General features: G+C 60.0%; 25 protein-coding genes. 9 read left to right on the top strand and 16 right to left on the bottom strand.

Going from position 1 to position 21,542, the window contains the following annotated elements; genetic code table 11:
- Nucleotides 1-102 precede the first annotated feature (102 nt).
- On the bottom strand, nt 103-1,179 hold the full coding sequence (locus MKZ87_RS28765) for an aminopeptidase (protein ID WP_266202219.1): 1,077 nt from the start codon (nt 1,177-1,179) through the stop codon (nt 103-105).
- 57 nt (nt 1,180-1,236) lie between these two features.
- Between MKZ87_RS28765 and MKZ87_RS28760 the strand changes: the two genes are divergently transcribed.
- Entirely contained in the window at nt 1,237-1,659 is a 423-nt protein-coding gene (locus MKZ87_RS28760) for a hypothetical protein (RefSeq protein ID WP_085696508.1), read from the top strand.
- A gap of 40 nt (nt 1,660-1,699) precedes the next feature.
- The gene (locus tag MKZ87_RS28755) at nt 1,700-2,119 is read left to right on the top strand and encodes a hypothetical protein (RefSeq protein WP_266202218.1); all 420 of its coding nucleotides are present in this window, start codon (nt 1,700-1,702) and stop codon (nt 2,117-2,119) included.
- Between the two features lie 6 nt (nt 2,120-2,125).
- On the opposite strand, the gene MKZ87_RS28750 is transcribed toward MKZ87_RS28755, so the two are convergent.
- Both MKZ87_RS28750 and MKZ87_RS28745 read right to left on the bottom strand, forming a co-directional pair.
- Nucleotides 2,126-2,365, bottom strand: a complete 240-nt coding sequence (locus MKZ87_RS28750) for a DUF1161 domain-containing protein (RefSeq protein WP_085696501.1) — start codon at nt 2,363-2,365, stop codon at nt 2,126-2,128.
- A 103-nt stretch (nt 2,366-2,468) separates the two neighbouring features.
- The gene (locus MKZ87_RS28745) at nt 2,469-2,900 is read right to left on the bottom strand and encodes an OsmC family protein (protein WP_085690445.1); all 432 of its coding nucleotides are present in this window, start codon (nt 2,898-2,900) and stop codon (nt 2,469-2,471) included.
- 243 nt (nt 2,901-3,143) lie between these two features.
- Here MKZ87_RS28745 and MKZ87_RS28740 point away from each other — a divergent pair, with 243 nt between their 5' ends.
- On the top strand, nt 3,144-4,145 hold the full coding sequence (locus tag MKZ87_RS28740) for an LLM class flavin-dependent oxidoreductase (RefSeq protein WP_065260633.1): 1,002 nt from the start codon (nt 3,144-3,146) through the stop codon (nt 4,143-4,145).
- Nucleotides 4,146-4,208: 63 nt separating this feature from the next.
- On the opposite strand, the gene MKZ87_RS28735 is transcribed toward MKZ87_RS28740, so the two are convergent.
- Complete coding sequence (locus MKZ87_RS28735) at nt 4,209-4,433, bottom strand: DUF1161 domain-containing protein (RefSeq protein WP_085702209.1); 225 nt, start codon at nt 4,431-4,433, stop codon at nt 4,209-4,211.
- Between the two features lie 128 nt (nt 4,434-4,561).
- Nucleotides 4,562-4,777 (bottom strand): dodecin, encoded by a 216-nt coding sequence (locus MKZ87_RS28730; protein WP_007953919.1) that lies wholly within the window; start codon nt 4,775-4,777, stop codon nt 4,562-4,564.
- A 156-nt stretch (nt 4,778-4,933) separates the two neighbouring features.
- On the opposite strand from MKZ87_RS28730, the gene MKZ87_RS28725 reads away from it, so the two are divergent.
- Nucleotides 4,934-5,260 (top strand): DUF883 family protein, encoded by a 327-nt coding sequence (locus tag MKZ87_RS28725; RefSeq protein WP_007953918.1) that lies wholly within the window; start codon nt 4,934-4,936, stop codon nt 5,258-5,260.
- On the opposite strand, the gene MKZ87_RS28720 is transcribed toward MKZ87_RS28725, so the two are convergent.
- Complete coding sequence (locus MKZ87_RS28720; protein WP_266202217.1) at nt 5,233-6,150, bottom strand: LysR family transcriptional regulator; 918 nt, start codon at nt 6,148-6,150, stop codon at nt 5,233-5,235. The two genes, MKZ87_RS28725 and MKZ87_RS28720, sit on opposite strands and share 28 nt — an antisense overlap.
- Before the next feature lie 112 nt (nt 6,151-6,262).
- Here MKZ87_RS28720 and trpB point away from each other — a divergent pair, with 112 nt between their 5' ends.
- The 3 genes from trpB to MKZ87_RS28705 all read left to right on the top strand — a co-directional run bounded on the left by trpB (nt 6,263) and on the right by MKZ87_RS28705 (nt 8,873).
- Entirely contained in the window at nt 6,263-7,495 is a 1,233-nt protein-coding gene (gene trpB, locus MKZ87_RS28715; RefSeq protein ID WP_085696495.1) for a tryptophan synthase subunit beta, read from the top strand.
- The gene (trpA, locus tag MKZ87_RS28710; RefSeq protein ID WP_085702207.1) at nt 7,495-8,307 is read left to right on the top strand and encodes a tryptophan synthase subunit alpha; all 813 of its coding nucleotides are present in this window, start codon (nt 7,495-7,497) and stop codon (nt 8,305-8,307) included. Before trpB ends, trpA begins: the two co-directional genes overlap by 1 nt.
- Before the next feature lie 122 nt (nt 8,308-8,429).
- Entirely contained in the window at nt 8,430-8,873 is a 444-nt protein-coding gene (locus MKZ87_RS28705) for an anti-virulence regulator CigR family protein (protein ID WP_007953914.1), read from the top strand.
- A gap of 68 nt (nt 8,874-8,941) precedes the next feature.
- Here the strand turns inward: MKZ87_RS28705 and MKZ87_RS28700 are convergent, their stop codons facing one another.
- The 10 genes from MKZ87_RS28700 to MKZ87_RS28655 form a co-directional block, all read right to left on the bottom strand.
- Entirely contained in the window at nt 8,942-10,903 is a 1,962-nt protein-coding gene (locus tag MKZ87_RS28700; protein WP_266202216.1) for a DUF4105 domain-containing protein, read from the bottom strand.
- Nucleotides 10,900-11,220, bottom strand: coding sequence for a DUF2388 domain-containing protein (locus MKZ87_RS28695; RefSeq protein ID WP_085696491.1), 321 nt, complete (start codon nt 11,218-11,220; stop codon nt 10,900-10,902). The genes MKZ87_RS28700 and MKZ87_RS28695 overlap by 4 nt, the downstream gene beginning before the upstream one ends.
- Nucleotides 11,221-11,247: 27 nt before the next feature.
- Complete coding sequence (locus MKZ87_RS28690) at nt 11,248-11,556, bottom strand: DUF2388 domain-containing protein (protein ID WP_085702204.1); 309 nt, start codon at nt 11,554-11,556, stop codon at nt 11,248-11,250.
- Between the two features lie 107 nt (nt 11,557-11,663).
- The gene (locus tag MKZ87_RS28685) at nt 11,664-11,981 is read right to left on the bottom strand and encodes a DUF2388 domain-containing protein (protein ID WP_266202215.1); all 318 of its coding nucleotides are present in this window, start codon (nt 11,979-11,981) and stop codon (nt 11,664-11,666) included.
- A gap of 332 nt (nt 11,982-12,313) precedes the next feature.
- Complete coding sequence (locus MKZ87_RS28680; protein WP_011331828.1) at nt 12,314-12,529, bottom strand: DUF1127 domain-containing protein; 216 nt, start codon at nt 12,527-12,529, stop codon at nt 12,314-12,316.
- 321 nt (nt 12,530-12,850) lie between these two features.
- Complete coding sequence (locus tag MKZ87_RS28675; protein ID WP_085696485.1) at nt 12,851-14,344, bottom strand: acetyl-CoA hydrolase/transferase family protein; 1,494 nt, start codon at nt 14,342-14,344, stop codon at nt 12,851-12,853.
- 214 nt (nt 14,345-14,558) lie between these two features.
- Nucleotides 14,559-16,007 carry an NAD(P)(+) transhydrogenase (Re/Si-specific) subunit beta gene (locus tag MKZ87_RS28670; protein WP_085696483.1) on the bottom strand — a complete coding sequence of 483 codons (1,449 nt, stop codon included), beginning with the start codon at nt 16,005-16,007 and terminating at the stop codon, nt 14,559-14,561.
- Nucleotides 16,007-16,327 (bottom strand): NAD(P) transhydrogenase subunit alpha, encoded by a 321-nt coding sequence (locus MKZ87_RS28665; protein WP_003220416.1) that lies wholly within the window; start codon nt 16,325-16,327, stop codon nt 16,007-16,009. Before MKZ87_RS28665 ends, MKZ87_RS28670 begins: the two co-directional genes overlap by 1 nt.
- Before the next feature lie 15 nt (nt 16,328-16,342).
- Nucleotides 16,343-17,464, bottom strand: coding sequence for a Re/Si-specific NAD(P)(+) transhydrogenase subunit alpha (locus MKZ87_RS28660; protein ID WP_266202214.1), 1,122 nt, complete (start codon nt 17,462-17,464; stop codon nt 16,343-16,345).
- Nucleotides 17,465-17,898: 434 nt separating this feature from the next.
- Nucleotides 17,899-18,798, bottom strand: a complete 900-nt coding sequence (locus MKZ87_RS28655) for a LysR family transcriptional regulator (RefSeq protein WP_085696481.1) — start codon at nt 18,796-18,798, stop codon at nt 17,899-17,901.
- A 158-nt stretch (nt 18,799-18,956) separates the two neighbouring features.
- On the opposite strand from MKZ87_RS28655, the gene MKZ87_RS28650 reads away from it, so the two are divergent.
- Together MKZ87_RS28650 and MKZ87_RS28645 are read left to right on the top strand one after the other, a co-directional pair.
- Nucleotides 18,957-20,138, top strand: a complete 1,182-nt coding sequence (locus MKZ87_RS28650; RefSeq protein ID WP_085702201.1) for an acyl-CoA dehydrogenase — start codon at nt 18,957-18,959, stop codon at nt 20,136-20,138.
- 13 nt (nt 20,139-20,151) lie between these two features.
- Nucleotides 20,152-21,372 carry a CaiB/BaiF CoA transferase family protein gene (locus MKZ87_RS28645; RefSeq protein ID WP_085696478.1) on the top strand — a complete coding sequence of 407 codons (1,221 nt, stop codon included), beginning with the start codon at nt 20,152-20,154 and terminating at the stop codon, nt 21,370-21,372.
- The last annotated feature ends 170 nt before the right edge of the window (nt 21,373-21,542 follow it).

Raw genomic sequence — 21,542 nt, 5'->3', positions numbered from 1 at the left:
CTGCGCCAACAGTCAGAATCGAGCCTTGTCCCTCCTCCTCCCTTCAAGTACCAGCATACAAGCGAGCTTGCTCGCGATGGAGCCAAAAATGCCGCTGTAGATTTATGAGTCTGCCAGCACTTTCAACGCCGACTTGCGCTCAACGACTGGCAAGCCACCCAACTTCTCGACCTCTGCGTAAAACCTGACCCAATTCCCTTCGACCTGCCTGAACAATGCAGTAAACGCCGGCACCCACTGGTCATAAAGGCCGAACGGCAACAGCCGTGCGTTATTCAATGGCGCATTGACCCAGGCGTCATAGCGTTTGTCTCCAGCCCACTGGCCATCGCGCATCGCTCGGTAGTCGTGTCGAAACCGTTCGAACTCCGCCGCCTTGCGCTCGCGCATCTGCGTCGTCGCCAGCGGTTGTGCATAGAGCTGTTCAAGTCGTGAGCGGGTATCGAGGATCAACCGAATGAACTGATCCCGTTGTTTCAGCTTCGAGTCGTTTTCCGGGGGCAAGCCCCGAAACGCTCGCCACTGCCGCGTACCTTCCTGCTCGACGAAGGTCGCGAAGGACTCGTTGAACTCAGTGTCGTCCTTCACATAGAAACGCTGGTGGGCCAGTTCGTGGAAGATCAGCGTCGCCAGACGCTCGTCGCCCCAGCCCATCATCGAATTGAGGATCGGGTCGTTGAACCAGCCCAGAGTCGAGTAGGCCTCGACGCCGCCGATCGACACATCCATGCCTTGCAGGCGCTGAATCGCGGCTTCGCCCCGCGCTGCGCTCTGGCTGTAATAGCCGCGATAGGCCACGCAGCCGGCAATCGGGAAGCAATGGTTCTGCGGGCTCAGGGAAAATTCCGGGGTGGCGAACACATTCCACACGACAAACGGCCGACCGATGTCGGCGTAGAGGCGATAGCTTTGGTTGTCCGGCAGGTGCAGGTGTTCGCTGGCGAAGGCCCGGGCTTTTTGTGACTGGGTCAGGTGAGTGCGCAGTCTGGCGTCGCGAGCCGGGTCGGCGATCACCTTGGCCACCGGCTCCCGCGCCCGCAAAAGCTGCAACTGACCGCTGGCCAGCTGGCTGTAATAGCTCAGGCTTGAGCAACCGTTGAGCAACAAAATCATCACACCCGGAAACAAAATCCGCAAAACGCGATCAAGTAACCCATGGCTTGGAAGCGGCCTGATCAAAATAAAAAATCCCCCGGAAAGTCTTCCCAAGACTATCCCGCCCATTGGAGCTTCGCTATGCGCATGTTGATACTGACAGGAAGCGTGCTGACGCTTGCCGGTTGTGCCGGATTCGGAATGCCGACCCCTGACCCCTCGCAAGCCTGGATCGATCTGGATGCCCGGCAACAGGACACGGCGCTGCAGGCGCTGGAAGTCGACAACAAGGCGGCCGTCGATCACCGTTACTTCGAAGTGCTGCCCGGCAGCCATGAGTTGAGGGTGCGTTATCAATTCCCGGTCGAAGCGACCAACATCGGCCCGGATGCCGAGCCGCTGTGGCGCGATTGTCAGTTGAACGTGAAATTCAAGGATTTCAATGCCGGCCAGCGTTATCAGTTGCAGGCGGGAAGCATCGGTTTCCGTCCATGGGCCAAGCTCTACGATCAACAACGCAACGTGGTGGGACAGGGCACGCCGGCGGGCTGCCAGCGAACCTGATCGGCGTTATGCTGGATGTCCGAACTCACGGACATCCATCATGCGCACGTTGATGCTGTTGCTGGCCGCAGGCTTGCTCACTGGTTGCCAGATACCGTTGCCCCCCGTCGATCCCAATATGGCCTGGGTCGAATTCTCGACGCCGTCCCCCGGCGGGAAACTGCTGATGGCCGAGCGCCTCGACAACCAGCGGCTGACTGACGGGCGTTTTTTCCAGGTCACCCCCGGCAGCCACGAGTTACGGGTGCGCTTCGACTTTGAAGTGTTCGGCGGAGGCGGCAGCCTGATGACCGGCCCCGTTGAGCGGCTGTGCTATCTGACCATCCGCTACGATCATTTCGAGGCGGGACAGCGTTACAGGCTGGAAGGCCGTTCGTTGGCGTTTACCCCGAGTGCCCGCCTGTACAACGACAAGCGGGAAATCGTCGCCGAGGACCGTGAGGTCAACTGCATCATCTGAGGCGCATCAGCGGTCATTCTTCTGATAGATGATGGCTTTGGTGCCGTTGTCGCAGGTGCCGACGATCATGGCGACGTCGTGTTTTTCAGCCTCCTCCCTGGAGACAATCTCCAGGGTGTAGGAGGGCACGGCATTCGCCTGAATCTTGATTTCGATCTCTTGCTTGAGTTCTTCGCAGTCTTTGGGCGCTGCGAAGGCCGAGGTTGCCAACACGCCACAGATAACCGCCAAGGCAAAACGTTTCATGGTTGAAGCTCCATCGAAGCAGCGCGCACGAAGATGCGCGAAAGCTGCTGTCATTTATACGACCACATTTTTGCCTGGCGGGTTCTGATCCGGCTCAATCCCGTCAGCCAACCAGCGACGCGTCGAGAGTGATCTTCGCATTCAGCACCTTGGACACCGGGCAACCTTCCTTGGCCTTGTTGCTCAATTCTTCGAACTGCGCCTGGGTTGCTCCCGGGATTTTTGCCTTGAGGATCAGTTTCACTGCGGTGATCGCAAAGCCGCCATCCACCTGATCCAGTGTGACCTCCGCCTGGGTGTCGATGCTGTCGGCCTTGAGCCCGGCGTCACCGAGAATCATCGAGAACGCCATGGAGAAACAACCTGCATGAGCGGCGCCGATCAGTTCTTCCGGATTGGTGCCCTTGCCGCCCTCGAAGCGCGCCTTGAAGCCGTAGGGCGCTTCCCGCAGGACGCCGGTTTCGGTGGAAATCGAGCCGATGCCGGTTTTCAGGTCACCTTCCCAATGTGCGGATGCCTTCTTCACGATAGCCATGTGTGCCTCCTTCAAATCGGGCGCGAAATGCCGCGCCGTCGTGGTTTTTGCCTGCAAGGCTTCTGAGGATAGACGCCGGAACAAAGTTCAGCCCAACTGAATCGTTGACTTTTTTAGTAGGAAATTTCTGATCGGCTATTGAAACTCGGGTATATGCCCTCATTGCACAGAACACGCTTATGAATTGGGCAGGTTTGCGTTCGCCAAGAACAAACCTGCACCCTCAATCGGAGATGCAGGTTTATGAAGCAACTGTCCGACGTAAAGTTTTCCACCCTCGATCTGGTGCCGGTGCGCGAGAACGGCAGCCCGGCCCAGTCGCTGCGCAACTCGCTGGATCTGGCGCAGCATGTCGAAAAATTTGGCTACACGCGGTTCTGGGTCGCCGAGCACCACAACATGGATGGCATCGCCAGTTCTGCCACCTCGGTGTTGCTGGGGTATCTGGCCGGTGGCACGTCGACCATCCGTGTCGGCTCCGGTGGTGTGATGCTGCCCAACCACGCGCCGCTGGTGATCGCCGAGCAGTTCGGCACCCTTGAAAGCCTGTATCCGGGGCGGATCGACCTCGGCCTGGGCCGTGCGCCGGGTTCCGATCAGATGACCGCCCGCGCCCTGCGCCGTGAGCGCTCCGGCAGTGCCGATGATTTCCCGGAAGACGTGGCTGAGCTGGTGCGCTTCCTCGGCCCGCGCACTCCGGATCAGCGCGTGATCGCGATGCCAGGCACCGGCACCAATGTGCCGATCTGGCTGCTCGGTTCCAGCCTGTTCAGTGCGCAGCTGGCCGGTGAGCGCGGTTTGCCCTACGCCTTCGCCTCGCATTTCGCACCGCGCTTCATGCACGAGGCGATCCGCGTCTACCGCAATCACTTCAAGCCGTCAGCGGTGCTCGATAAACCGTACGTGATGCTCGGCGTGCCGCTGGTGGCGGCCGACACTGATGAACAGGCCGATTACCTGGCAACGTCGGTGTACCAGCGAATCCTCGCGCTGATGCGTGGGCAAAGTCTGGTGCAACGTCCGCCGGTGAAAACCATGGACGGACTGTGGTTGCCTCATGAGCGTGAGGCGGTGGGTGATTTCCTCGGTCTGGCGATGGTCGGCAGTCCGCAGAAAATCCGCGCGAAACTCGAAGTGCTGATCGAACAGACTCAGGCTGATGAACTGATCTTCACCTGCGACCTGTACGAACACGCCGATCGCCTGCATTCCTACGAGTTGCTGGCGCAGGTGATGAAGGGCTGAAATCCTGCATCCGTGCACAAAAAAAGCCGACGCATTGCGTCGGCTTTTGTTTTTCCGGGGTGATCAGCCGCGGGTGTAAACGATCTCTTTGGTGCCGCCTTCGCAGGTGCCGACGACTTTGCCGTCACTGGCCGCACCCTTGTCGACAACCTCCAGCGAATACCCGGAAACGCCCTTGGCATCCAGCTTGGCCGCGATTTCAGCCTTCAGTTCTTCACAGGGCTTGCCGGCAGCAAACGCACCACCCGCAAGGCTCAACAAACCTACTGCCAATATCAACTTCTTCATCGGTCGCACTCCCTGGTCGGATTAATTAAGGCGGGCATCGAGCCGTTCGCTCGATGCACTCACCTCGTAGCGCATTGCCATTCCTATGGCACTCGGCCAGCGCGCAAGTTCAGAAGCGTAGACCAAACTCAGCTGCTGGCAATCCGGAACCCGACTTTCAGGGTCACTTGAAAGTGGGCAGCCTTGCCGTCCTTGATGTGGCCGCGGGTTTCGGTCACTTCGAACCATTCCAGATGCTTGATGCTCTTGTTGGCCTCGGCCAACGCATTGTTGATGGCGTCTTCGATGCTGCTGGTGGACGAGCCGACCAGCTCGACTTTCTTGTAGGTGTGATGGTCACTCATGGTGTTCTCCTTGAAGTGTGCAATTGAGCCTAGCAGCGATTTGCCGTGTTGATTTCGGCGTCCTGGGCGAAGGGAAGTTCAGATTTTCTGCACTTTCCGGAAGCCGTGAAGTCCCAAACAACACACGCCACTCATCACCAATGCAGGAGAGCCACCATGGCCAACACCTCGTTACGCAAAGCCTCGTTGCAAAGCATGGAAGCGGAGATCGAGAGTCTGCTCAAGTCGTTGGAAAGCCTGAAGGACGACGCTTCGGACGAGTCGCGCAAGACCCTTAAGGCGCTCAAGGGCAACGCCGAAAGCGCGTTGAAACACTCGCGCAGCCTGCTCAGCGATGCCTACGAAGAAGTCAAAGTCAAAACCCGCGAGACCGGGATCGCCACCCGCGATTACGCGCAGGAACATCCGTGGACGACTGCCGGTGTGGCGGTCGGTGCGCTGGGTCTGCTGGCCGCTTACTTGCTGTTCAAGCGCGGCGAGTGATCCGCCTGGCGCAGCTCGTTCCTGAGCCACTGCGCCAATTGCCGGGCGCGCCCGTCTGCGGCGCGCTTGGGTAGCCACAACGCCAGTTGCGCCGGGGTTTCAATGAAACCCCACGGCGCGACCAGGCGACCGGCCTTCAAGTCTTCGGTCACCAACGGTTCCGGCGCGATCGCCACGCCCAACCCGGCGACGGCCGCTTCCAGCAAGTAATACAAATGCTCGAAACCTTGCCCCAACTTCAACGCCTTGGCGTCGAGGCCGCTTTGCTGAGCCCAGCTCGGCCAGGCTTGCGGGCGTGAAGTCGTGTGCAGCACGGGTTCGTCGAGCAGGGCAATGGGCGGTGCCGATTGCAGGCGCGGGTAGCCGCTGAACAGCGGGCTCATGACCGGGCCGATGCGCTCGCTCGCCAGCTCGTACACCTGCATGTCCGCCGGCCATGGCGGTTCGGCGAACAGCAGCAATGCATCCAGCCCCGGGCGTCGTGGATCGAGATCGCCTTCTCCGGCCGACAGGTGCAGACGCAAATCCGGCAGATCGGCATTCAAGCGTCCCAGTCGCGGAATGAACCAGCGCGCCAGCAGACTCCCGGAGCAACCGAGCACGAACGGCGCATCGGCGGTGCTTTGGGTCAGTTCCGCGCAAACGCTGCGCAAGCGGTTGAACGCCTCGCCGCTGGCATCGCGCAGTCGGATGCCGGCATCTGTGAGTTTCAGGCCACGACCGTCCTTGACGAAAAGACTGACGCCGAGATGCTCCTCCAGCACCTTGAGCTGGCGGCTGACCGCACCGTGGGTCACATGCAGCTGTTCCGCAGCCTGGCTGACGCTATTCAGGCGGGCGGTGGCTTCGAAGGCACGCAAGGCGTTAAGCGGGGGAAGGTCATGGCTCATGATATCTGTGAGTTTTCCTGACAGGTTGTGGCGATCTTATCGGTTTTCAGCCTGGAAGGTCAGGGGTAGAGTGAACGCCATTGTCTTCTCGTGAAATCCGCTGGAGCGAACCATGACCCAGACTTCGAACACCTCCGATCTGCGTAACGGCCCTGACGCCAACGGCCTGTTTGGCTCGTTCGGCGGCCGTTACGTTGCCGAAACCCTGATGCCGTTGATCCTCGACCTGGCTCGCGAATACGAAGCGGCCAAGGACGATCCGGCGTTCAAAGAAGAATTGGCCTACTTCCAGCGCGACTATGTCGGACGTCCGAGCCCGCTGTACTTCGCCGAGCGCCTGACCGAATTCTGCGGCGGCGCCAAGATCTACCTCAAGCGCGAAGAGCTGAACCACACCGGCGCGCACAAGATCAACAACTGCATCGGCCAGATCCTGCTGGCGCGGCGCATGGGCAAGAAACGCATCATCGCCGAGACCGGCGCCGGCATGCACGGCGTGGCCACCGCCACGGTAGCTGCGCGTTTCGGTCTGGACTGCGTGATCTACATGGGCACCACCGACATCGAGCGTCAGCAGGCCAACGTGTTCCGCATGAAGCTGCTGGGCGCCGAGGTGATCCCGGTGGTCGCCGGCACCGGTACGCTGAAAGACGCAATGAACGAAGCGCTGCGTGACTGGGTGACCAACGTCGACAGCACCTTCTACCTGATCGGCACCGTGGCCGGTCCGCATCCTTATCCAGCCATGGTCCGCGACTTCCAGGCCGTGATCGGCAAGGAAACCCGCGACCAGCTGCAAGCCCAGGAAGGTCGTCTGCCGGACAGCCTGGTGGCGTGCATCGGCGGCGGTTCCAATGCCATGGGCCTGTTCCACCCGTTCCTCGATGACAAGAGTGTGGAAATCATCGGCGTCGAAGCCGCCGGTTACGGCATCGAAACCGGTAAGCACGCGGCCAGTCTCAACGGCGGTGTACCGGGCGTGTTGCACGGCAACCGTACTTTCCTGCTGCAGGACGACGATGGTCAGATCATCGACGCACACTCGATTTCCGCCGGCCTCGACTATCCGGGCATCGGCCCTGAACACGCGTGGTTGCATGACATCGGTCGCGTCCAGTACACCTCGGTGACCGACGACGAAGCCCTCGCCGCATTCCACCAGTGCTGCCGTCTGGAAGGGATCATTCCGGCACTGGAAAGCGCTCACGCCCTGGCCGAAGTATTCAAACGCGCACCGAAACTGCCGAAGGATCACCTGATGGTGGTCAACCTGTCCGGCCGTGGCGACAAAGACATGCAGACCGTCATGCACCACATGGAAACTTCCAAGCAGGAGAAACACTGATGAGCCGCCTGCAAACCCGTTTTGCCGAACTCAAGCAACAGAACCGCGCCGCGCTGGTGACCTTCGTCACTGCTGGCGACCCGGACTACGACACTTCGCTGGCCATCCTCAAAGGCTTGCCGAAAGCCGGTGCCGACGTGATCGAACTGGGCATGCCCTTCACCGACCCGATGGCCGATGGTCCGGCGATTCAGCTGGCGAACATCCGGGCCTTGGGCGCCAAGCAGAACCTGATCAAAACCCTGCAAATGGTCCGCGAATTCCGCAAGGACAACAGCGACACGCCGCTGGTGCTGATGGGGTACTTCAACCCGATCCACAAGTTCGGCGTCGAGCGCTTCATCGCCGAAGCCAAAGAGGCCGGCGTTGATGGCTTGATCGTGGTCGACATGCCGCCGGAGCACAACTCTGAGCTGTGCGATCCGGCTCAGGCTGCGGGCATCGACTTCATCCGCCTGACCACCCCGACCACCGATGATGCGCGTCTGCCGAAAGTGTTGAACGGCAGCTCCGGCTTCGTTTACTACGTGTCGGTCGCCGGTGTGACCGGTGCCGGCGCGGCGACGCTGGAACACGTCGAGGAAGCGGTGGCGCGTCTGCGTCGTCATACCGATCTGCCGATCAGCATCGGTTTTGGTATTCGCACGCCGGAGCAGGCCGCGTCCATCGCGCGTCTGGCCGATGGTGTGGTGGTGGGCTCGGCGCTGATCGATCACATCGCCAACGCGACCACGCCGGACCAGGCCATCGACGGCGTGTTGAGCCTTTGCTCGGCGCTGTCCGAGGGCGTGCGTAAGGCTCGCGTCAGCTGAAGGTAAAGTTCCTGATACAGAGGAATTAGAGACTCCACGCACAGACTAACCAAGCAAGACCGAGGGATTCAGAACCACGTTCTGAATCCCTTTTTGCTGTCAGTGCAGTGAGGAAAGACCCGATGAAAATGCCGAAACGTCTGATTGCCAGTCTGGGCGTGCTGATGATCAGCGCCACGCCGCTGTTGGCCAGCGCCGATCCGCGCGACGATCACGACCACGGCGGCCCGCAACAGGGCCACTACGACAATCGCGGTGGCGATCATCATGATTGGCAAAGCAACCATCGCGGTGGCCCGCCGCCTCGGGATTTCGGCCCGGTGCGTCAGGTGATCCGCGACAATCATGGCTACTTCGTTCGCGGTGCGCCGCCACCTCCAGGCATCCATCTGGTACGTGGCCGGCCGCTGCCCCATGGCTATTACGGCGAACGGCTGGATAACCGGGCGTTGAGTCGTCTGCCGTATTACCCGGGTTATGAATGGCGTCGTGCCGGCGGTGACATCGTGCTGATCGCGGTGGGCAGCGGGGTCGTTTACGAAGTGTTGGATGGCGTTCTGTACTGATCGTCAGGCAATAAAAAAGACCGCAGCCTTTATTGGCTGCGGTCTTTTGTTTTCAGGGCCGGTGTTTTTCAGGGTAATTCCAGTCCGCCGGACGCTTTGTGCAGTTTGCGCAGATGCTCGCCGATCTGCTTCACATTCGCCTCGTTGGCCGCGATCTCGGCCGCTCGTTTTGGCTCAAGAAGCGCGCGCACTTCCTTGTCGAGATCGCCGGTCAGAGCCAGCAACTGTTTCTGGCGCTGGCTGCTTTCCGCTTCAAGCCGGCTGAATTCGCTCGGTTGCGGCAGGCCATAACCCCGGGAATCGAGCAGTTCTGCCGGTCGACTGAGGAAGCCGCTGTTGGCGAGGATCTGCTGCAACGTCGCATTGGCCTTGTCCATACCGCCGTTCTCCAGCTCCCGGGCGCCGAGGTAGCGTTGCTTGACTTCATCCTGAGCCAGCAACAATTGGCGGCGGAAACTGGCTTGCTCCAGCAATAGCAGTGCGGCGCTGGTGCGCAAGTCGGCCCGTTCGAACCAGGGGCGGCGCTCTTCGGCAGACAGCGAAAGCCATTCCTCGACGGTTGTCTGCTTGATCGGCAATTGCTTCTTCAAGACATCGAACATCGCCTGATAACGGTCACGGAACGAGTCGAAACGATAACCCAGGCGCAATGCCTCTTTCGGATCATCGAGCACGCTGGTGTCGGCCAGGCCACGCCCCTTCAATACTTCCAGCAAGCCGTTGGGCATGATGCTGTCGAGGCCGGTGAGCCGGGCGTTGTTGCTGCCGCTGCGCAGCAGTTTCAGGCCTTCGACGGCGCAGTTGTTGGAGAGGAAGAAGTAATTGCCGTCGTAGCTCCAGTGCATTTCGGCAGCGTGTTCGACAACGCCCTCGATTTCACTGCGCGAGAGGTTCAGTGGCACAGATGCCAGACTGCGCAGTTCGGTTTTGGTGTATTCGTCGATCACCTGCGCCAGCGGCAGCACGAACAGTCGTGACGGGTACTTGCCGACCAGACCGTCCCAGCTCGACAGCTGCACGTCACCGACAAAGGCGCGGTATGACAGCACCAGATGCTGATCCAGATCCAGTCGGCAGTCCGGCCCGCGCGGCCGGCCCGGTGTGCAGATCACCAGACGCAGCATGCTGTGGCCCCAACGGCTGACCCAGTTCTGGTTGGCTTCGGCCAACAGGTAATCCACCGCGTACACGCGCTCCGGATCGACCTGGCCCAGGGGCTGTTTGGCAAAGTCGTTGCCGGCATTGAGGAAGGCGAAGGTTTTGGCGCACGCATCCTTGGCCGGCGGTGCCCAGCCGAAGTGTTGCTGGTAATAGCGATACAGCGCCGGGCGTCGGCAGGCGTAACTCGGGTCGAGGAGGAAATACTCCATGTTGACCGCGACAAACTCCTTCGGGCTGGAGATTTCGTAGAGATCGGGGCTGCGGGCGATCTGCCGGTTGTGCTGTTCCCGCTCACCCCGGCGCCCGACGTATTGCTGCCAGCCGGCAAGATCGAGCAGGCGTGGATCATCGCTGAGGGTGAAGCGCCGACCGTTCTGGCCGCGGCATTCATCGGGAATGCCGATCAGCCCGGCGCTGTTGTTGCGCCGGGTGCAGCGCTGGATCAGCGTGCGTTCGGCCGCCGGCCACAAGCGCGCGCGATCGTAAATATGGGTGATTTCGTGCAGCACTGTGGCCAGCAGTTCGCGGCGAACCGTGCCGTGGGGGCGATTGGTTTTTTCTTGCGCCGCACTGCCGTCGGTAAGGCTGGCGAGCAGTTTGCGGTTCAGGTCCAGCTCGGAGACGAGCGTCGCCTGGCCGTAGGCGTTACCGGGCATGTCGTCGGTCCAGCCGACATCGATGCGCCGGTCCAGGCGTTCGATGAAACTTGGCGGCAAGGCCTGCATGGCTTCATCGAGCAGCGCCTGGCTGGCTTGTTGTTGGGCGGGGCTCAGGCCATCGGTCTTGAGCTGCAATTGCAGGCCGGCGTGGGCGTTGTTGCCAAGCAGCAACAACGCCCCGGCCAGCAGCCAGGCGCCGAATGACTTCACAGTGCGAGGATGGCTTCGGCGAGTACCTGATCACTGGCGTCGCGAGCTTCCGGCACGCGGGTGCGCAAGGTATTGAAGGCGGCTTCCAGGTTTGCACCACGGATATCACCGTCGGTGGCCACGAAACTGGCGGCGTCGTCGTGGGCTTCGCGGATGATTTTCGAATCGCGAATCGACGTGGTGGTGTCGGAGGTGAAATCAATGGTGCGCTGGGAGGCGCGGACGATGATGTTACTGGTGGCTACCAGGGTGTGCGCCTGGGCCATATCGGCTAACAACAGCATGCCAAGGGCGGCAGCAATCAGCGGGCTACGCATGGAACGACTCCGAAAAGACAGGGATGACTATTGGACGAGAATTGCCTGTGCCAGTTCAAGGTCGCTGACATGAAGTTTTGGCCGGCTTTTGCGCAGGTAATGCAGGGCGGATTCCAGCTGTGCGCCGCGCATCTGGCCGTCACTGGCAACGAACGCTGCAGCATCGTCCTGCGCGGCGATGATCAGTTTACGGTCGAACGGCGCGGAAGACACCATGCCGGTGGCCCAGACGCTGACCACGGTGTTTTGTGTGGACACATCGAAGGCGTCTGCCAGAGGAGTCCAGCAGGCGGCGATCAGTACGGAGGGGATGAGCAGATTTGAAAGAAAACGCATGGGACTCGGCAACTGTTGGCGAGTCCCAAGGCTAGCGCAATGCCCGGACTGGAGCCAGCGCCGAAACATCGGGACATGACCGGCGTGTCCCGGAATGTTCCTGTCGCTTAGATCGTCAGAATGGCCTGGGCCAGCTGTGCGTCGGTCGCGTTCAGTTGCGGAGCCTGATGACGGATGTGATCCAGTGCGCTCTCCAGTTTCACGCCACGGATTTCGCCTTCGCTGGCCACGAAGCTGGCAGCGTCGTCACGGGCGGCGAGCACGATCTTGTCGTCACGGAAGGACGAAGTGACCTCGGACGTGGCATCGGAGGAGGACTTGAGCGCGCCAACCACGGCGTCGGTAGTAACGATGAAGCTGCTGGCACTGGCGTTGGCAGCTACGGCCAGCAGGGCGGCGGCGCTGAGCAGACGAAGGCGGGACATGGGAGAACTCCTGTGGGTAAACCGTATTGAGAGGTGGCTCGGTGTCTGAGGGTCAGACGCCATTCGCACAGCATTCGCCACGTTCTGCATGGATCTTAGGCTCACCTTGCGGATTCGCACAGTGGTCAGGGTGCTGGCCTGAACACATTTTTCGCAACTGTACTTATCGTTTGTTTGGTTTTTAAAACTGTACCTATCTGATGTTTCAGGCTTGGGTATCAGGTTTTTCAGGCCTGAAACGACAAGACCCGTCGCGGTTTCCCGCGACGGGTCTTGTGTATTCAATTCGGGTTGCTGGCGGTGGGTCTAGCGACCAGAGCCAGCGACGCTACTTAGCGCCAGAACGGCTTGCTCAGCTCTTCGTAGCGTTGTGCTTCGCTAATCCCGGCGTCAGCCAGCAGACGCGAATCCAGACGAGCCAGTTGGTGGCGGCTGGAGATGCGGCGCTGCCACAGCATCAGGTTGGCGATAACGCGCAGAGGCAGGGAAGCCTGGGTTTTTACAGCTTTGTCTTCGAAGAACAGTTCGGAACTGAGTGTACGTTCCATGATTGACATCCTTCCGCTTGTGGCGGGATTAGGTAGTGGTTTAACTGGTGCCCATGATCCTCTCGTTTGGCCAGACTCTCTAGATACAGTTCACCTGTATTGTGAGTGACCAGTTAACTGTTTATAGGGGGTGTACGGGTCAAAATTGCGCAAACTGTACCTGTCTGCGCCTATTTGGTGCATTTTTGCCCAGTTCGGTGGTTTAAGTAGGGAAAGACTGTAGGAAATGACCGGTACAGCAGTACAGTTTTTGTAGGGATTGGGGATTTTGAGAATCCCGCTGACGAAACTGTGTTTGCGCCAGCGGGAAATCTGTGCGGATTACACGGCCAGCATGCGTCCGGTTTCTTCCAGATTGATATGCCAGCTCAGGGCATCACGCAGGATGTGCGGCGTGTGGCCGCCAATGGCGCAGGCTTTTTCGAAGTAGTCGTTCAGCGCCTGGCGGAAATCCGGGTGTACACAGTTATCGATGATCACCCGGGCGCGTTCCCGGGGCGCCAGGCCTCGCAGGTCGGCCAGGCCAACCTCGGTCACCAGAATGTCGACGTCATGTTCGGTATGGTCGACGTGGCTGACCATCGGCACCACGCTGGAAATCGCGCCGCCCTTGGCGATCGACTTGGTCACGAAAACCGCCAGATGCGCGTTGCGTGCGAAGTCGCCCGAACCGCCGATGCCGTTCATCATCCGCGTGCCGCAGACGTGGGTGGAGTTGACGTTGCCATAGATGTCGAACTCAAGGGCCGTATTGATGCCGATGATGCCGAGGCGCCGTACCACTTCCGGGTGGTTGGAGATTTCCTGCGGGCGCAGCACCAGCTTGTCCTTGTACTTCTCCAGGTTGCCGAACACGTCGCTGTTGCGCCGCTCCGACAGGGTGATCGAGCTGCCCGAGGCGAAGCTCAGCTTACCGGCGTCGATCAGGTCGAAGGTCGAGTCCTGCAGCACTTCGGAGTACATGGTCAGGTCTTCGAACGGCGAATCGATCAGCCCGCACATCACTGCGTTGGCAATGTTGCCGATCCCGGCCTGCAGCGGTCCGAGCTTGTTGGTCATGCGCCCGGCATCGACTTCCTGCTTGAGGAAGGCGATCAGATGATCGGCGATGGCCTTGGTGTCGACATCCGGCGACGACACAGTGGATGGCGAGTCCGACTGTTGAGTGATGACGATGGCGACAATCTTCTCCGGCGGGATCGGGATCGCAGTGCTGCCGATGCGGTCGTCGACCTTTACCAGTGGAATTGGCGTACGGGTCGGGCGATAGGTCGGAATATAGATGTCATGCAGGCCTTCGAGGTTGGCGTTGTGCGCCAGGTTGATCTCGACGATCACATGTTTGGCGAAGATCGCGAAGCTCGCCGAGTTGCCCACCGAGGTGGTCGGCACGATGTGGCCCTGTTCGGTGATGGCCACGGCTTCGATCACGGCGATGTCCGGCAGCTTCAGTTGCTGATTGCGCAGTTGTTCGACGGTTTCCGACAGGTGCTGGTCGATGAACATCACTTCGCCGGCGTTGATCGCCTTGCGCAAGGTGCTGTCGACCTGGAACGGCATGCGCCGCGACAGCACGCCGGCTTCGGTCAGTTGTTTGTCGAGGTCGTTGCCCAGGCTGGCACCGGTCATCAGGCTGATCTTCAGCGGCGTGACCTTGGCTCGCTCGGCCAGCGCATGGGGCACGGCCTTGGCTTCGCCGGCACGGGTAAAGCCGCTCATGCCGACGGTCATGCCGTCCTCAATCAGCGCAGCGGCGTCGGCGGCGCTCATCACTTTATCCAACAACGAAGGCAGGCGAATACGGTCACGGTACATGGATTATTTTCTCGGGCAGCGAGTAGCAGGATGCGCAGTCTAGTGAATTTCGCGAGCGCCTGTCCCGCTACCAAGGTCGCAAACGAGGCGTCTATTTAGCGGGTTTCAAGTAAAACACCGTTACTGGATCTGCAACAACGCGGCAAATTGTCCGACGGTTTGCGCTAACAAAAACGCCCCGACAAGTCGGGGCGTTCTGTATTGCCGGCGAGGTTTACTCGACCGCTTTGACCATGTCTTCGATGACTTTCTTCGCGTCGCCGAACACCATCATGGTCTTGTCCAGGTAGAACAGTTCGTTGTCCAGACCGGCATAGCCGCTGGCCATCGAGCGCTTGTTGACGATGATGGTCTTGGCCTTGAACGCTTCGAGGATCGGCATGCCGGCAATCGGCGATTTCGGATCGTTCTTGGCGGCCGGGTTGACCACGTCGTTGGCGCCGAGCACCAGCACCACGTCGGCCTGGCCGAACTCGGAGTTGATGTCTTCCATCTCGAACACCTGGTCGTACGGCACTTCGGCTTCGGCCAGCAGTACGTTCATGTGTCCGGGCATCCGACCGGCCACCGGGTGGATCGCATACTTCACGGTCACGCCATGATGGGTCAGTTTCTCGGTGAGCTCTTTCAGCGCATGCTGCGCACGGGCCACCGCCAGACCGTAGCCAGGCACGATGATCACGGTGTCGGCGTTGGTCAGCAGGAAGGTTGCGTCGTCAGCCGAACCGGATTTCACCGGACGGGCTTCCTTCTCACCGGCAGGACCGGCGTCCGCGGTGTTGCCGAAACCGCCGAGCAGTACATTAAAGAAGGAACGGTTCATCGCCTTGCACATGATGTACGAGAGGATCGCACCGCTCGAACCCACCAGCGAGCCGGCAATGATCAGCATCGAGTTGTTCAGCGAGAAGCCGATACCCGCTGCCGCCCAGCCGGAATAGCTGTTGAGCATCGACACCACCACCGGCATGTCGGCGCCGCCGATCGGGATGATGATCAGCACGCCCATGACGAACGCCAGGGCCAGCATCAGGGCGAACGCGGCGAGGTTGCCGGTCAGCATGAAGGTGACGCCGAGGATCAGCGTCGCCAGGCCCAATACTGCGTTCAGCTTGTGCTGACCGCTGAACTGTACCGGTGCGCCCTGGAACAGACGGAACTTGTACTTGCCGGAGAGCTTGCCGAACGCAATCACCGAACCGGAGAAGGTGATTGCACCGATGGCTGCGCCGAGAAACAGCTCCAGACGGTTACCCGCCGGGATCGAGTCGCCCAGTTGCTTGACGATGCCCAGCGACTGCGGCTCGACCACCGCAGCAATGGCGATGAACACCGCTGCCAGGCCGATCATGCTGTGCATGAACGCAACCAGTTCCGGCATCTTGGTCATTTCAACGCGCTTGGCCATGATCGAACCGGCGGTGCCGCCGATCAGCAGACCGACGATCACATAGCCAATGCCGGCGGTGGCCCCGCCTTGTTCTAAAGAGAGCGCGCCGAGCTTATAGATGAGGCCGACAGTGGTCAGGATTGCCAGCGCCATGCCGAGCATGCCGAACAGGTTGCCGCGGCGCGACGTGGTCGGGTGCGACAGGCCTTTGAGGGCCTGGATGAAGCAGATCGACGCGATCAGATAGAGCGTCGTGACGAGGTTCATGCTCATTACTTAGGCGCCTCTTCTTTTGCTTTCGGGGCTTTCTTCTTGAACATCTCAAGCATGCGGCGGGTGACCAGGAAGCCACCGAACACGTTGACCGCGGCCAGTGCCACCGCGAGGGTGCCCATGGTCTTGCCCAGCGGGGTGACGGTCAGTGCGGCGGCGAGCATGGCGCCGACGATCACGATCGCCGAAATGGCGTTGGTCACGGCCATCAAAGGCGTGTGCAGCGCGGGTGTAACGTTCCAGACCACGTGGTAACCGACATAAATCGCCAGCACGAAGATGATCAGGTTGTAGATACCGGGGGAGATAAGCTCTTCCATCGTCTGAATCCCTGCTTAGGCGTTTTTGCGGATGACTTGGCCGTCGCGGCACATCAGGCACGCGGCGACGATGTCGTCTTCGAGGTTCACTTCGAACTGGCCTTCTTTGGTGAAGACCAGCTTCAGGAAGTCCAGCAGGTTGCGTGCGTACAGCGCCGAGGCATCTGCGGCGACTTCACCGGCGAGGTTGGTCGGACCGACGATGGTCACGCCGTTCTCGATCACGACCTGGTCGGCCACGGTCAGCGGGCAGTTGCCACCCTGGGCAGCAGCGAGGTCGATGACCACCGAGCCGGGTTTCATCTGCGCCACGGTTTCCGCGCTGAGCAGCGTCGGTGCCTTGCGACCCGGAATCAGTGCGGTGGTGATGACGATGTCGGCCTGCTTGGCGCGCTCGTGCACGGCCTGGGCCTGACGCTGCATCCAGCTCGCCGGCATCGGGCGGGCGTAACCGCCGACGCCGACCGCGCATTCGCGTTCTTCATCGGTCTCGTAAGGCACGTCGACGAACTTGGCGCCGAGGGACTCGATCTGTTCCTTTACGGCCGGACGTACGTCGGACGCTTCGATGACGGCACCCAGACGTTTCGCCGTGGCAATCGCCTGCAACCCGGCCACGCCGGCCCCCAGAATCAGCACGCGCGCCGCTTTTACGGTGCCCGCGGCAGTCATCAGCATCGGCATGAAGCGTGGATAGTAGTGAGCAGCCAGAAGCACGGCCTTGTAGCCGGCAATGTTCGCCTGGGACGACAGCACGTCGAGGCTCTGGGCCCGGGACGTACGTGGCGCTGCTTCCAGGGCGAACGCGGTAATCCCGCACTCGGCCATCTTCGCGATGGTGTCGTTGTTGAACGGGTTGAGCATGCCCACCAGCACTGTGCCGCGCTTGATCAGCGTGAGCTCGGCATCGCTTGGCGCGACCACTTTGAGAATCAGCTCGGCGCCAAACGCGTCATTGGCACTGCCAATGGTTGCGCCTGCCGCTTCATAGGCACTGTCGACAACGCTGGCTTTAACGCCGGCGCCGGTTTGCACAGTGACCTTATGACCTTGGCTGATCAGCTTTTTAATGGTTTCCGGGGTTGCAGCAACCCGTGTTTCACCGGTCTGGGTTTCGAGAGGAACACCAATGTGCACGTCAAATCTCCTGCGTGATCTTATTGAGTAAACCCATGCACTACGGATGGTGCGACTGGGGCGGCCGATCAGCACGATCCCGCCGAATCAGGGCGGGGCGCGGCATTTTGCAGGCGAAGTTTATGCCCTTCAAGGGATTATGGCGGGTGACGGAAAATTAACTACAAGTCATCCCGTGACCGAATGTCGCAGATGGCCAGTTGAATCCCTTGCAGGCCGTGCCTTTCAAGGAGTCTGGATGAATTTGAAGATTTTTCTCATCGGTGACGTGAATAGGCCGCAATGAGTCGCGAATGAGGGCGCAAAGCCACGTCGGCAGGCGCTTGTGGGACGTCTGTACGACTTTCGGATACAGTCTGTCTATTTGCGACAAATAGTTATATCTGTAGGGCTTTGATTTTCCTGACTACGGGGTTAGTAATCGCTGAAACCCTTTAGCCCTCTAGGTTGTAGCTGTGTGCCTGATTCACCAGCCAATCGCGAAAAGCCTTGAGGGAGGCCGATTCGACCTTTCGCTCCGGAATCATCAGGTAATACGCCTTGATGCTGGAGAGCGCGTTCGGGTTGGCAATCACCAGGCGTTTCTCGGCCAATTCGCGTTGAATCAGGAATGGCGGGATCAGCGCGATGCCCATGTCGTGCATGGCCGCCTGGGCCAGCATGGAGAATAGCTCGTAGCGCGGACCTGTCATGTCGCGGGGGATGTTTAGGTGTTGTGAGTTGAACCACTGTCGCCAGGCGTAGGGGCGGGTGGTTTGTTGGAGCAGCGGCAGATCGGCGATTTCATCGGGTGTCAGGTGAGTTTTGTTGCCGAGCAGGGTGGGGCTGCACACCGGCATCGGATTCTCACCCATCAGTCTGTGGGATTCGGTACCCGACCAATCGGCATCGCCGAAGTAGATGGCAGCATCGAACTCGGTGTCGGCAAACAGGAAAGGGCGGGTACGGTTGGTCAGGTTGACCGTTACTTCCGGATGCTTGAGCTGGAAGTCCTTCAATCTTGGCAGCAGCCATTGCGTGCCGAAGGTGGGCACCACGGCGAGCTCGATCACGTTGGTGCCTTGCTGACCCATCACTGACAGCGTGTCGCGCTCGACGGCATCGAGCTGGGTCGCTACTCGACGGCTGTAGGAAAGCCCCGCTTCTGTCAGCTTTACTCCGCGACGGGAGCGTCGGAACAGTTCGACACTGAGGAAGTCCTCGAGACTGGCTATCTGTCGGCAAATGGCGCCCTGGGTGAGGGAAAGTTCTTCGGCGGCCTTGGTAAAGCTCTCGTGACGGGCGGCGGCTTCGAAGCTGATCAGGGCGGTGGTGCTGGGTATCTTGCGGCGCATGTACGTCAACCTCACTAATACATCGCTTAATCGGCATCTCGCGACGTTTCGGAGTGAGAAATTAGCACAACAGGATGCGAAATCCTCGTTTGCCGGGAGGGCGAAGCGGGCCTAGGATCAATGCCACGTTAATTCACCCGATTTGCGAGGACTCACTCATGGGCGGTAAAGCTAGCTTCAACTGGATCGATCCACTGCTACTGGATCAACAGCTGACTGAAGAAGAACGCATGATCCGCGACGCTGCCGAGCAATTCGCCCAGCAGAGCCTCGCGCCGCGCGTTCTGGAAGCCTTCCGCCATGAGAAGACTGACCCGGCAATCTTTCGTGAAATGGGTGAAGTCGGCCTGTTGGGTGCGACCATTCCCGAGCAGTATGGTGGCAGCGGCCTCAACTATGTCAGTTACGGTCTGATTGCTCGTGAAGTCGAGCGTGTTGATTCCGGCTACCGTTCGATGATGAGCGTGCAGTCTTCGCTGGTGATGGTGCCGATCAACGAATTCGGTACCGAAGCACAGAAACAGAAGTATCTGCCGAAACTGGCTTCCGGTGAGTGGATCGGCTGTTTCGGTCTGACCGAGCCGAACCACGGTTCCGACCCGGGCGCGATGATTACGCGTGCACGCAAGGTCGAAGGCGGCTACAGCCTGACCGGCGCCAAGATGTGGATCACCAACAGCCCGATCGCCGACGTGTTCGTGGTCTGGGCCAAGGACGATGCGGGCGACATTCGTGGTTTCGTTCTGGAGAAGGGCTGGAAAGGTCTGAGCGCTCCGGCGATTCATGGCAAGGTCGGCCTGCGAGCTTCGATCACCGGCGAAATCGTCATGGATAACGTGTTTGTTCCCGAAGAGAACATTTTCCCGGACGTGCGCGGTTTGAAAGGTCCGTTCACCTGCCTCAACTCCGCACGGTATGGCATCTCCTGGGGCGCGCTGGGTGCGGCTGAATTCTGCTGGCACACCGCTCGCCAGTACACCCTGGATCGCCAACAGTTCGGCCGTCCGCTGGCTGCTACTCAGTTGATCCAGAAAAAACTGGCTGACATGCAGACCGAAATCACTCTGGCACTGCAAGGCTGCCTGCGTCTGGGTCGCATGAAGGACGAAGGCACTGCTGCGGTTGAGATCACTTCGATCATGAAGCGCAACTCTTGCGGCAAGTCTCTCGAGATCGCTCGCATGGCGCGTGACATGTTGGGAGGCAACGGGATCTCTGATGAGTTCGGGGTGGCTCGTCACCTGGTCAACCTGGAAGTGGTGAATACCTATGAAGGTACTCACGACGTTCACGCGCTGATCCTCGGTCGTGCGCAGACCGGCCTGCAGGCGTTCTATTAACAGGAGAGCGACCATGGGCGCGCTGTCGCATCTGCGGGTACTGGATTTATCGCGTGTGCTGGCCGGCCCATGGGCTGGTCAGATCCTGGCCGACCTTGGGGCGGAAGTGATCAAGGTCGAGCGCCCGGGTAATGGTGACGACACCCGGGCCTGGGGGCCGCCCTTCCTGAAAGACGCCTATGGTGAGAACACCAGCGAGGCGGCTTATTACCTGTCGGCCAACCGTAACAAGCAATCTGTGACGATCGACTTCACGCGTCCCGAGGGTCAGAAGCTTGTGCGTGAGCTGGCTGCCAAGTCGGACATCCTGATCGAGAACTTCAAGGTTGGTGGTCTGGCGGCTTATGGCTTGGACTATGAGTCATTGAAGGCTGTCAATCCGGATCTGATTTATTGCTCGATCACTGGTTTCGGTCAGACCGGGCCGTATGCGAAGCGTGCGGGTTACGACTTCATGATCCAGGGGCTTGGCGGGCTGATGAGCCTCACTGGACGTCCTGAAGGCGATGAAGGCGCCGGCCCGGTGAAGGTGGGTGTGGCGCTGACGGATATTCTGACCGGCCTGTATTCGACTGTGGCGATCCTGGCCGCGCTGGCTAACCGCGATCATGTTGGCGGTGGGCAACATATCGATATGGCGCTGCTGGATGTGCAGGTGGCGTGCCTGGCCAACCAGGCGATGAACTATCTGACGACCGGGACCGCGCCGAAACGGCTGGGGAATGCGCATCCGAATATCGTGCCGTATCAGGATTTTCCTACGGCAGACGGCGACTTCATTCTCACGGTAGGTAATGACGGACAGTTCCGAAAATTTGCCGAAGTGGCCGGGCAGCCGCAGTGGGCGGACGATCCGCGTTTCGCGACTAATAAGTTGCGGGTGGCGAACCGCGCTGTGCTGATTCCGTTGATCCGCCAGGCGACTGTCTTCAAGACGACTGCCGAGTGGGTGGCTCAGCTGGAGCAGGCAGGGGTGCCGTGTGGGCCGATCAATGATCTGTCGCAGGTGTTCGAGGATCCGCAGGTGAAGGCTCGCGGGTTGGCGATTGAGCTGCCTCATGCGCTGGCGGGGACGGTGCCGCAGGTGGCCAGCCCGATCCGGTTGTCGCGGACGCCTGTCGAGTATCGCCATGCGCCTCCTTTGCTGGGCGAGCATACATTCGACGTTTTGCAGCGGGTACTGGGTCTTGGGGCGGGAGCAGTCGCTGCGATGAAAGAGGATGGGGTGCTCTGATGGCTCTTTCTATATAGAAGGGGGGGGATGCTGAATCCTTCTTCTATATAGAGGGTCTTGAGTGTTTTTTGGCCTTTTCGCAAGTTATTGAAAGAAAAGCGAAATTAAGTGTTGACGGCAGATTCTGAGTCTCTATAATTCGCCCCACTTCCGGCGCAGTCGAAACGGAA

Origin of the sequence: Pseudomonas sp. MCal1, assembly GCF_026341415.1 — a bacterium.
Taxonomy (GTDB): Bacteria; Pseudomonadota; Gammaproteobacteria; order Pseudomonadales; family Pseudomonadaceae; genus Aquipseudomonas.
The sequence above is the reverse complement of the archived record's forward strand: the minus strand, read 5'-3'. Positions and strand labels throughout refer to the sequence as shown.

Bases quoted from the DNA above. Each gene is read 5' to 3' on its own strand.
- MKZ87_RS28755 (WP_266202218.1), top strand. From the start codon at position 1,700: ATGCGCACGTTGATGCTGTTGCTGGCCGCAGGCTTGCTCACTGGTTGC.
- MKZ87_RS28735 (WP_085702209.1), bottom strand. From the start codon at position 4,433: ATGAAGAAGTTGATATTGGCAGTAGGTTTGTTGAGCCTTGCGGGTGGT.
- MKZ87_RS28655 (WP_085696481.1), bottom strand. From the start codon at position 18,798: ATGCGCCGCAAGATACCCAGCACCACCGCCCTGATCAGCTTCGAAGCC.
- MKZ87_RS28720 (WP_266202217.1), bottom strand. From the start codon at position 6,150: ATGAGCCATGACCTTCCCCCGCTTAACGCCTTGCGTGCCTTCGAAGCC.
- MKZ87_RS28665 (WP_003220416.1), bottom strand. From the start codon at position 16,327: ATGGAAGAGCTTATCTCCCCCGGTATCTACAACCTGATCATCTTCGTG.
- MKZ87_RS28680 (WP_011331828.1), bottom strand. From the start codon at position 12,529: ATGGAACGTACACTCAGTTCCGAACTGTTCTTCGAAGACAAAGCTGTA.
- MKZ87_RS28740 (WP_065260633.1), top strand. From the start codon at position 3,144: ATGAAGCAACTGTCCGACGTAAAGTTTTCCACCCTCGATCTGGTGCCG.
- trpB (WP_085696495.1), top strand. From the start codon at position 6,263: ATGACCCAGACTTCGAACACCTCCGATCTGCGTAACGGCCCTGACGCC.
- MKZ87_RS28745 (WP_085690445.1), bottom strand. From the start codon at position 2,900: ATGGCTATCGTGAAGAAGGCATCCGCACATTGGGAAGGTGACCTGAAA.
- MKZ87_RS28730 (WP_007953919.1), bottom strand. From the start codon at position 4,777: ATGAGTGACCATCACACCTACAAGAAAGTCGAGCTGGTCGGCTCGTCC.
- MKZ87_RS28670 (WP_085696483.1), bottom strand. From the start codon at position 16,007: ATGAGCATGAACCTCGTCACGACGCTCTATCTGATCGCGTCGATCTGC.
- MKZ87_RS28675 (WP_085696485.1), bottom strand. From the start codon at position 14,344: ATGTACCGTGACCGTATTCGCCTGCCTTCGTTGTTGGATAAAGTGATG.
- MKZ87_RS28760 (WP_085696508.1), top strand. From the start codon at position 1,237: ATGCGCATGTTGATACTGACAGGAAGCGTGCTGACGCTTGCCGGTTGT.
- MKZ87_RS28705 (WP_007953914.1), top strand. From the start codon at position 8,430: ATGAAAATGCCGAAACGTCTGATTGCCAGTCTGGGCGTGCTGATGATC.
- MKZ87_RS28695 (WP_085696491.1), bottom strand. From the start codon at position 11,220: ATGCGTAGCCCGCTGATTGCTGCCGCCCTTGGCATGCTGTTGTTAGCC.
- MKZ87_RS28725 (WP_007953918.1), top strand. From the start codon at position 4,934: ATGGCCAACACCTCGTTACGCAAAGCCTCGTTGCAAAGCATGGAAGCG.
- MKZ87_RS28650 (WP_085702201.1), top strand. From the start codon at position 18,957: ATGGGCGGTAAAGCTAGCTTCAACTGGATCGATCCACTGCTACTGGAT.
- MKZ87_RS28750 (WP_085696501.1), bottom strand. From the start codon at position 2,365: ATGAAACGTTTTGCCTTGGCGGTTATCTGTGGCGTGTTGGCAACCTCG.
- trpA (WP_085702207.1), top strand. From the start codon at position 7,495: ATGAGCCGCCTGCAAACCCGTTTTGCCGAACTCAAGCAACAGAACCGC.
- MKZ87_RS28690 (WP_085702204.1), bottom strand. From the start codon at position 11,556: ATGCGTTTTCTTTCAAATCTGCTCATCCCCTCCGTACTGATCGCCGCC.
- MKZ87_RS28685 (WP_266202215.1), bottom strand. From the start codon at position 11,981: ATGTCCCGCCTTCGTCTGCTCAGCGCCGCCGCCCTGCTGGCCGTAGCT.
- MKZ87_RS28645 (WP_085696478.1), top strand. From the start codon at position 20,152: ATGGGCGCGCTGTCGCATCTGCGGGTACTGGATTTATCGCGTGTGCTG.